We start from the raw sequence: 8,642 nt of genomic DNA, 5'->3' as shown, positions 1-8,642 counted from the left end.
GGCCTGGACCTCTTCGTCCGGGTCGATGACCTGGGCGCCCTCGGCGTCGTAGACGTAGCCGACCGGCAGCGGGGTGCGCAACTCGCCGCGCTCCGCGGCGGCGCGCTTCGCCGCCTGCAGCCGGCCCGCCATGATGTGCAGCTCCGCGGCGGCCATCGTCGATTTCAGGCCGAGCAGCAGCTGGTCGTTGAAGTCGGACAGGTCGTAGACCCCGTCCGCGTCGATCAGCAGCGTGTCCGTCAGCCGGGCCAGTTCCGCCAGCCGGGCCAGCTCCGCGTTCGACCGGCCCAGCCGGGAGATCTCCAACCCGAAGATCGCCCCGACCTCGCCCAGGCACAGCCGGGTCATCAGATGGCGGTATCCCTCCCGGCCCCGGGTCGAGGCACCCGAGACCCCCAGATCCGTGTCGATCACCTCCACGTCGCCCGCAGCCCAGCCCAGCTCGACTGCTGTGTCCTGCAACGCGTACTGCCGCAGCGTCGATTCGGTGTGCTCCCGTACCTGCATCAGCGTCGACTGGCGCAGGTAGACCAGCGCCGCCCGCCGCCGATGCGACGTGGTGATCGTGTATTCGCCGTTCACTGTTCGCTCCCCGTGCGCTGGCCGTCATGTTCGCTACCACCGCCACCGCCTCGCGGCGGGCAGGTCCGGACAGAACGGCCACGGCCATCGCTCAGGTCAGCTCCCGGCGTGCCAGCAGCTCGACGTTGATCGCCGAGATCTCCGCCAACGCCGCCTCGACCTCGCCAGACCGGTCCAGGTAGTGGCGCACGACCGCGACGAGGCGGGCCGGGACGTAGCGCAGCCGGCCGCGCTCGACCTGGCGTGGACTGAGGTAGGCGTACGGCCCGTGGCCGTCCCCGCCCGTGCACGCACAGCTCGGTTTGCCGCACCGGCGGTGCTGCTCGACGAGCGAACCGGCCAGCACCCGCTGCGGGTCCCCGATCGTCTCGGCCAGTGCCCGTCGTCGCGCAAGAAGATCCTCCGTGCTTGTTGTGCCCGGATCTGTCCGGATCTTGGGTGGAGTCATCACACAAGACAATCGCATAGCTACTCACCGCCATCAACGACCGTGAGGGCGCGTGTCACCGCGCTCAGAGCCGTCAACCCGTCGACCGAGAGCCGGCCCCGCTCCGTGGACGGACCACGATCCGTCCACGCCGCCGGCAGCGTGATCTGACCCGAACCCGGCCGAACACAGACGAACAACGTCTCGCCCGCCCACCGCTTACTGAACAGGACGTCGAGCCGCTGACCGTGCAGCGCGTGGAACGGATGGACAACAACGAGAGATTTCGAAGATCGACTGTCAGCTCCGGCAGTATGCCGTGACCGTCGGGATCGACAGCGGACGCCGTTCGGACACCCCGGGCTTCTGTATCAACACCCGACGGGCCGGCGACGGCCGCCACACCCCTGCCTTCACGTCCGCGGCCAGTTCATCGAGCAGCCGGGACACCCCGTACTCCTCGACGTCGACGACGGTAGCCCGGTCAATGCCCGGAGCGCCAGCATTACGGCGCACCTGAACCCACGCGCACTCCAGCACGTCCCTGCGATAGACCTTGTCATAGAGCGCGTGGAACCGACGCCCGGGATCGGCCTTGGCCGCCCGGTACAGCGCTCGTTGCAGAGTCCGAACCGTATCTTGCCCGGTGGTACTAGCCATATGTGGCACTCACCAGCTCTTCCCTGCGCCGAAGCACATCGACGAAGTAGCGGCCCTTCCCTCACCGGCGGTTATGTTGTCCGCCCGGCTCGATCGGTAATATGACCGCCTCCGACGCCCACCCGACAGGCTACCCACTTCCCGGTTTGGCCGGTTATAGGGCACCTCACTTCCGACGGCCGTCCTTCGCAGGGCCACCGGGCCGGATCGGGCCTCTCCTGTTCCCGCCGTCACTTTCTGAACGTTCCGCCGCCCTTACGCCGGGGAGTTCCTCACGGCTGCACCTCCAGGGTCTTCACCGCTTCCATGGCCTTCACCGTGAAGCTCGCGGCTCGGCTCTCCCTCTTTCCGGCCCCAAGGCCGGGACTTTGACGACGCGGCAGCGTTCGCTTCATGCTACGGACCGTTCAGTTGCTCCCCCTGACAGGGCTTTTGACGCTGGGCTTCGACCCGGCCAGTTACCCAACCGGACCGCCAGCCTGCTACCGGGCCTCCTGGCAGCTACCCGGACCGGACTCTCACCGGCAAGCAACGACGAGCACGACCATCAGTCACGCTGGACTACACCACGTCACCTCCGGTCTTCAGGACGCACAGCCGAGGAGATCAAACAACGCCTGACGGCATTCCTACGCGACGATCTCGCCTTGGAACTGTCGGACGACAAGACCCTGATCACGCACGCCCGCACCCAGGCCGCGCGTTTCCTCGGCTACGAGATCACCGTGCTCCACAACGACCGCAAGGTCACCGGCGGCAAACGCAGTGCCAACGGCACTGTCAGCCTCCGGGTACCCGCATCGGTGATCAAAGCCAAGAAGGCCCCCTACACCTCGCGCGGTAAACCCGAGCGCAGGCCCCGTCTGCTCAACGAGGACGACCACACGATCGTCAACACCTACGGGGCCGAGTGGCGGGGCATCGTCCAGTACTACCTGCCAGCCGGGAACGTTCACCGTCTCTACCGGCTGCTCTGGGTCATGGAGACCTCGCTGCTCAAGACCCTGGCCAACAAGCACCGCTCGTCGGTGTCGAAAATGGCCCACCGATACGCGGCCACCGTCGACACCCCGCACGGGCGGCGCAAGTGTTTCGAGGCCACGGTCGAACGCAGCGGCAGGAAGCCACTGGTCGCACGGTTCGGCGGCATTCCACTCCGACGGCGCCGCGACGCGGTCATCTCCGACCGCGTCCTGGTCCCGGGCGTCGTGCGCCACACGGAGCTGGTCACCCGGCTCCTGGCGAACCACTGCGAGATCTGCACGAGCACGGACGGCATCACCGTGCACCACGTCCGGCGACTGTCAGACCTCGACCGGCCGGGACAACCGCAACCGGCATGGGCGGCCCACATGGCGCGACGGCGACGCAAGGCCCTCGTGGTCTGCCGTTCCTGCCACGACGCCGTTCATGCCGGACAGCCAACGAAACAGCTCGCGTAGTAGTCACCGGAGAGCGACGTGCGGTGAAAGTGTGCGCCGTCTAACTCGGCGCCAGATCGCCCCCACAGGGGGCAGAGGTTCGGGAGGAGGTGACCTCTGGGCCACCCGCCTTACCTGAACGGGAGACCGGGAGGGGACAAGAGCATGGCGGGAAAGCGCGGGATGCTGTGAAGGCGCCGAAGGCACGGCCGTGCAAGGCCCGCGTGATACGGCGAAGGCCAGACTGCTTGAAGCCCAGTCTCCAGCGGTGCAAGCGTCACACCTCCCGACACGGCGTCTGATGTCGGGGCCGCCGGCATAGGAGCGATTCCGACTTTCGTCGCTTTGAACCCTTCCGGCCGGTGGGCGACGGGCAGCGAGCTCGTTCAAGGGGACGGACCGGGACGCCTACGTCACGCTCGACACGTCTGGCGCATGAGGAATTCGGGATGGCCTACGGGGCGCGAGCCCTACGGTCACGGAGGGTCCGTAGTAGTCGCAGGAGTCACGCCCTGCCACGGAGGACGGGAGAGCCGTCTACATCGGGCGAAGGGACCCAGGTGCTTGAGATCGACAAGAACGGTGAGGTACGCGAGATGCGAGACGCCGCAACCGTACTGGAGATCATTCGTGAAGGACGTGTAAAACGTAGACCACGATAAGCACTGGAGAGCCAGCTGCTACGGAAACCGGGCATGGCTGGTTCGGAGGGGGCCGTCGGAAAAGGGCCAGGCCAACTGGCACCTCGTCGGCGGCCTACCCTACCGCATGCGTCGTTCGGACTGGGGGCCGCCGGAAAAGGACCCGCACCCGCGGGCACCTCGCCGGCGGCCCACCAGTGCCCTGTGGCACAGCCTCGCAGAGGCCGTCCGCCAGGAGGTCGCCGCGCACAGCGCCTGCTGGGCGGGGGCCGCCCGGCCACCCGACGGCCCCCGCGCCGCCACGACCCGCGAGCGGTGGCGCCAGGTCCACGACCTGCTCGACCAGGGCGTGGGCCTGCTCGACTGCGCCCGGCGGCTCAACCTCGCGCTGAACACGGTCAAGCGCTACGCTCGAGCCCCCGAACCCGACCGGCTCGTCGCCGCGTCGGCGTTCCGCCCGACGATGGTCGACCCCTACCGCGACTATCTGAAACGGCGCCGCGCCGAGGAACCCGCCGTCGCGGTCCTGGCCCTGTTCCGCGAGATCAGAGAGCAGGGCTATCCCAGCAGCCACAACCTGCTCGTCCGCTACATCAACCAGGGGCGCCTTGACGGCGACCAGCCCGCGATCTTCCCGCGCGCCGTCACCCGCCTTTTGCTCACCAGGCCCGAGGCCCTCGCCGACGCCCAACGCGACCGGCTCGGCGAACTCAGCGCCGCCTGCCCCGAGATGACCAGCCTCGCGCGCCTGGTCAGCGGCTTCGCCGCCCTGCTCGAACCCGCCGCCGGCAACGACGGCCTCCTCACCAACTGGATCACGACCGCACGGGCCGCCGGCCTGCCGCACCTGCATGCGTTCACCCGCGGCCTCGACCTCGACCGCGACGCCGTCAACAACGCTCTGACGCTGCCCTACGGCAACGGCGGCACCGAAGGCGTGAACACCAAGACCAAACGGATCATGCGGCAGATGCACGGCCGCGCCGGATTCCCTCTCCTCCGCCACCGGATCCTGCTCGGCTAACCCACAGTCACCACCGCAAGCGTGACAGAGCCAACCATCTGACACCCCCCGAACTGGTCGATCGCCCGGTACAAGTAGGTCCAACGGCCGGCGACCTTGACATCTGTCTCGTCCGTGTACCACCTGTCCCCGGGACTGTGGCGACACGGCCGGGCCGCGTCGATCAGCAGCGGCGTGAACCGCTGCACCACCGGTAGACGCTGACATGATCAGCGACGATGCCGCGTTCGGCCAGCAGCTCCTCGACGTCCCGATAGGACAGCCCGTAGCGCAGGTACCACCGCACCGCCCACGTGATGACCTCCGGCGGGAACCGGAACCCCGCGAACTCCGAGACCGCAACCACGGGACGCACACGCCGACGACGCACCCGTCGATCATGCCCGAGCGGCCGGCCCGACCGCTGGACCCCGCCAACGCAACAGCCCCCGCGCTGAGCAGGGCGGATGACATTTTCGGCATCCACAACGTGCAGCAAACAATAGGCGGCAAGGAGGTTCGTGACGGCTGAGGTGCCAGACCGGTGCGAGGGCGTCACCCGCCGTGCCGGGAGGCCGGGCGTCTCTGCTGGACGAGGCGTTCCTGCAGACCGGCGTGGCGGTACTGGTACACCGCGCCGACCTGTCGCAGCACGCCGCGCCGATGGGCGTCCCGAAGGAATGTCATGAGACGGAACGGGAGCTGTCGCCGGCAGGCGAGCCAGAGGCTGGCGGCCGCGAACCGCCCGAAGGACATGCCGAGCTGCTGGGTCAGCCAGACCGCCAGGCAGATGACGACGCCGGCCGCCAGTCCGCCGGCAAGACCGGCGCGCAGGCCGGCACCGGTGACGACGCCGGCGCAGGTGATCAGCACGACGCCACTGAGCAGCCCGACGCCCATCACGATCCACGAGGCGCGGTCACGGCTGAGGACCGCCCCCGGGCTTACGGCCGCCTCGAGGTCCGAAGCATCGTCGGCGCCGGCGGCCAGCGCAAGCCCGACGCCACCGACCACTCCGGCGACGCATCCCAGCGCCAGGCCGCCGTGGGCGCTCGCGGCGTGCGCGGCCAGGCCTGCCGTCGGTGCGGCGACGAGGCCGGCGGCCAGTCCACCGGCCGCCTCCCGAGCGGTGGGTGGCCGCAGGACAGCCTGGCGGGGATGGGTATGCCCGCGCAGGGCGAACGACAGCGCGCCGACGGTGAGGCCGGTGGCCGCCGCCACGCCGGCGGATAGGAGGCTCGGAACGGCGGCCAGCCGCGCGATGGCTGTCACGACGGCGGTGAAGGCGATGCCGAGGGCTAGTCTGGGCAGTACCGCCGGTGCGGCCTCCGGGATCCGCCACCAGGCGATGTCCGCGGTACCGAGCCCGCGAAGAACACCGGCGAGGGTGACGTGGAACCGCGTCGCGTCGACGGCGTTCCAGCGCGACGGCGACCCGTCGGGGCCGGGTTCACCGCGTCGCTGCGGGTAGACGGCGGCGATGTAGCCGTCGAAGAGGTGGTCGAGCACCGACTGGGCCGTCGGGAAGAGCTCCCGGTCGCACAGCTGAGCCGGGTCGGCGCGGGCCTGGCCCGGGCGGACCCGCGACGGAGCGTGCAGCGTTCGGGCGAGTGCCACCGCGAGCGGAGTCGTCAGGGCCTCGGTCAGCGGTGCACGCGGCGACGTGAGCACGGTGTCGACGACCTGGTCCCAGCGACCGGCCTCCTGCGGCCCGCCGGCCGTGGCTCGCAGGTAGTCGCCGACGACACGCGCACTCAGCGGTTCGATCCGGACTGCGACGGCTGCGTTCAGCCGGTTCGCCCACTGGCCGACCGAAGCAGCCGCCGCGTCCCCTGCCGCCTCCTCGTCAGTTCCGGAGCTCGGGTCCGTTCCGGCGTACTCGTCGTACCGGCAGGTGAGCGCGAGCGGCGCACCGGGGCGCAGGCCCTGGTTGAGCCGCTCGAAAGCGCGGGAGCGCGCGGGTTCGGGCAGCTCGTCGATGCCGTCGATGATGGGCACGAGCAGGTCCGCGTCGATCAGGGCCTCCGCGCGGCTGACTCGGGCGCCCAACAGAGACACGGTGATGGCGGCCAGGCCCGGATAGGTCAGGGTGAGCTGGGCGGTCAGCCAGCCGCGGAAGCGCTCCGACACCGGGTCCCAGGACACGGCGGTGAACAGGACCGGCACCGGGTCACCTGGGTCGCGGGCGGCGATCAGGTCGAGCAGGAGGTGAGCCGCGAGCACGGTCTTGCCAGAGCCCGGCGCGCCCAGGATCGCCAGCCGTCGCCCGGGGAGAGCCCGGAAGAAGTCGCCGATCTGGTGGTTGTGTCCCGCGGTCGCGAGTCGTGGGACACCTTCACCCATGGTCGTCCAGCGAACCGGGAGCGTGTATGGATCATTAAGTCGCCTCAGCTCCGCCTCGGCCAGCCACTGGTTGCGCACCGTGGCCGCGAGCTGGTCGGTGAGCACCCCGAGCGGGACGGCGGACGGTCCCGACCGGCGGTCGGGATGCCAGTAGCCGGTGACAGCAGTTCGCAGGTCGGCCGATTCGGCCTGGCTGTGGCCGCCTGGCCGGGTGTCGGGGAACAGCGGCGTCAGTCGTCGCCGGGGCTCGGGATCTCCCGCGTCGGGGCCCGGCGCGGTGCCGGGCCCCGGGTAGCCTGGCGCGCGGGCCGGCTTCGCCCGGCCGGCGACCGCCGCGCCGACCCCCTGGAGCAGCCGGGCGGCGGCAACCTCGGCGGGGAGTCCCACCAGGTCCACCGAGGTCACTTCGCCGAACAGCCCGGGCGGGTCGCAGTCCTCTACCCGAATGGGAACGAGCTTCCGGGCCAGGCCGGCCCGATCCGCGTTCATCGCGACAGGCCATTCGACGGCCTCGTGAACCGACGACAGGTAGGCGGACGAAAGGATCGCGATGGTCCGCCGTGCTCCCATCGTCCCGGCATGGATGCCCGCCGTCCGCCGGGTGCCGGCGACGAAGTCCCAATGCTGGAACAGGACCGTGTAGCCCGCCTCCTCCAGCTGCCAGGCGACCCATTCAGCCCAGGCAAGGTCCGGCTGGGCGTAGGAGATGAAGAAGTCCCACCGTGTCGACGGCTGTCGATCCAGGAGATCAGTCACAGCTCGGAATCAGGCACGGCCCGCGACCAGCCTCGAGGAGAGCCCTGGTGCAGGACGGAACCTGCAGGGTGCCGAACCTCGAGGCGTTTCGCCCGGCACCGCGGCCGTCGCGCGGACAGGTCAACGAACATCTGTCTCCCCCTGGTCGCCGTGCGGCTCGCCCCCGAAGCGGCCGGCTGGTGCAGCGACAGCGCCAATCCTAGGGCGGCGGGTGACGAATCGGGTACATATCGCCGACATGGCCGTCGCCGGAGCCGCGATGCCGCAGTGTCGCGATGTCAGGTCTCACGGCCGATCCGCCTGGCCGGATCACACGATCCCCATCGCGCCAGCCCAGCCACTCCCTTGCCCTGGGCGGCACGCCGAACGGCCGGCCGACGATTTTTCTGCTCACCGGCGTGAAAATTGGAAACGCTGCGAAAAACATGCCGGATGGTCCAGATCAGGTTCTGAGAAATCCAACCGCCAGGCGCACGGTAGAGTGGCGCCATCTTCCGGGACGAACGGGTGCGCTTTGTGTCGGTTAACTTCTCACCATCGGCGGCCGAAGGCCGCTCGGGCCCGCCGGGCCCACCCTCGGCCACGACCTGTTCGACCGGCACAGCGGCAACAGATAGCTGCATTGCGAATTCTTCAGCCAAACCGCCCACGAGGCTCCGGAATTCGTCGACCGGCAGGACCCGCAGGACGTCAGTTTGGTATGCCGGCCCGTCCAAGCTCGCCCAGCCGGGGTCGGGGCGAACCGGCCGGCATCGCGACCCGCTCGGCCCGCCGCGCACGACCCACCACGACGGCGCCACCGCGGCCCC

At 69.6% G+C, this 8,642-nt stretch carries 4 protein-coding genes and 4 pseudogenes; 2 read left to right on the top strand and 6 right to left on the bottom strand.

Annotated elements, in window-relative coordinates; genetic code table 11:
* From MJ797_RS18950 to MJ797_RS18940, 4 genes and pseudogenes are all read right to left on the bottom strand, one after another.
* Window positions 1-582, bottom strand: a 582-nt coding sequence (locus MJ797_RS18950; RefSeq protein WP_239337073.1) for a recombinase family protein, incomplete at its 3' end; no start/stop codon positions are given.
* 91 nt (window positions 583-673) lie between these two features.
* Complete coding sequence (locus MJ797_RS18945; RefSeq protein WP_239337071.1) at window positions 674-1,030, bottom strand: DUF6788 family protein; 357 nt, start codon at window positions 1,028-1,030, stop codon at window positions 674-676.
* A 20-nt stretch (window positions 1,031-1,050) separates the two neighbouring features.
* Window positions 1,051-1,272, bottom strand: a pseudogene (locus MJ797_RS27570) (hypothetical protein); the annotation flags it as partial.
* Window positions 1,273-1,309: 37 nt separating this feature from the next.
* Window positions 1,310-1,669 carry a hypothetical protein gene (locus MJ797_RS18940; protein WP_239337058.1) on the bottom strand — a complete coding sequence of 120 codons (360 nt, stop codon included), beginning with the start codon at window positions 1,667-1,669 and terminating at the stop codon, window positions 1,310-1,312.
* Window positions 1,670-2,265: 596 nt separating this feature from the next.
* On the opposite strand from MJ797_RS18940, the pseudogene MJ797_RS18935 reads away from it, so the two are divergent.
* Together MJ797_RS18935 and MJ797_RS18930 are read left to right on the top strand one after the other, a co-directional pair.
* Window positions 2,266-3,111, top strand: a pseudogene (locus tag MJ797_RS18935) (group II intron reverse transcriptase/maturase); the annotation flags it as partial.
* A gap of 822 nt (window positions 3,112-3,933) precedes the next feature.
* Window positions 3,934-4,755, top strand: a pseudogene (locus MJ797_RS18930) (transposase); the annotation flags it as partial.
* Between the two features lie 47 nt (window positions 4,756-4,802).
* Here the strand turns inward: MJ797_RS18930 and MJ797_RS18925 are convergent.
* Window positions 4,803-5,125: pseudogene (locus tag MJ797_RS18925) on the bottom strand (transposase); the annotation flags it as partial.
* Window positions 5,126-5,289: 164 nt separating this feature from the next.
* Entirely contained in the window at window positions 5,290-7,833 is a 2,544-nt protein-coding gene (locus MJ797_RS18920; protein WP_239337052.1) for a TIR domain-containing protein, read from the bottom strand.
* Between the last annotated feature and the right edge of the window lie 809 nt (window positions 7,834-8,642).

The sequence above is a fragment of the Protofrankia sp. CiP3 genome, assembly GCF_917627345.1.
Taxonomy (GTDB): Bacteria; Actinomycetota; Actinomycetes; order Frankiales; family Frankiaceae; genus Protofrankia.
This window is presented reverse-complemented; position numbering and strand designations above follow the sequence as displayed.

Coding starts and splice junctions, on each gene's coding strand:
- MJ797_RS18940 (WP_239337058.1), bottom strand. CDS start 1,669: ATGGCTAGTACCACCGGGCAAGATACGGTTCGGACTCTGCAACGAGCG.
- MJ797_RS18945 (WP_239337071.1), bottom strand. CDS start 1,030: ATGACTCCACCCAAGATCCGGACAGATCCGGGCACAACAAGCACGGAG.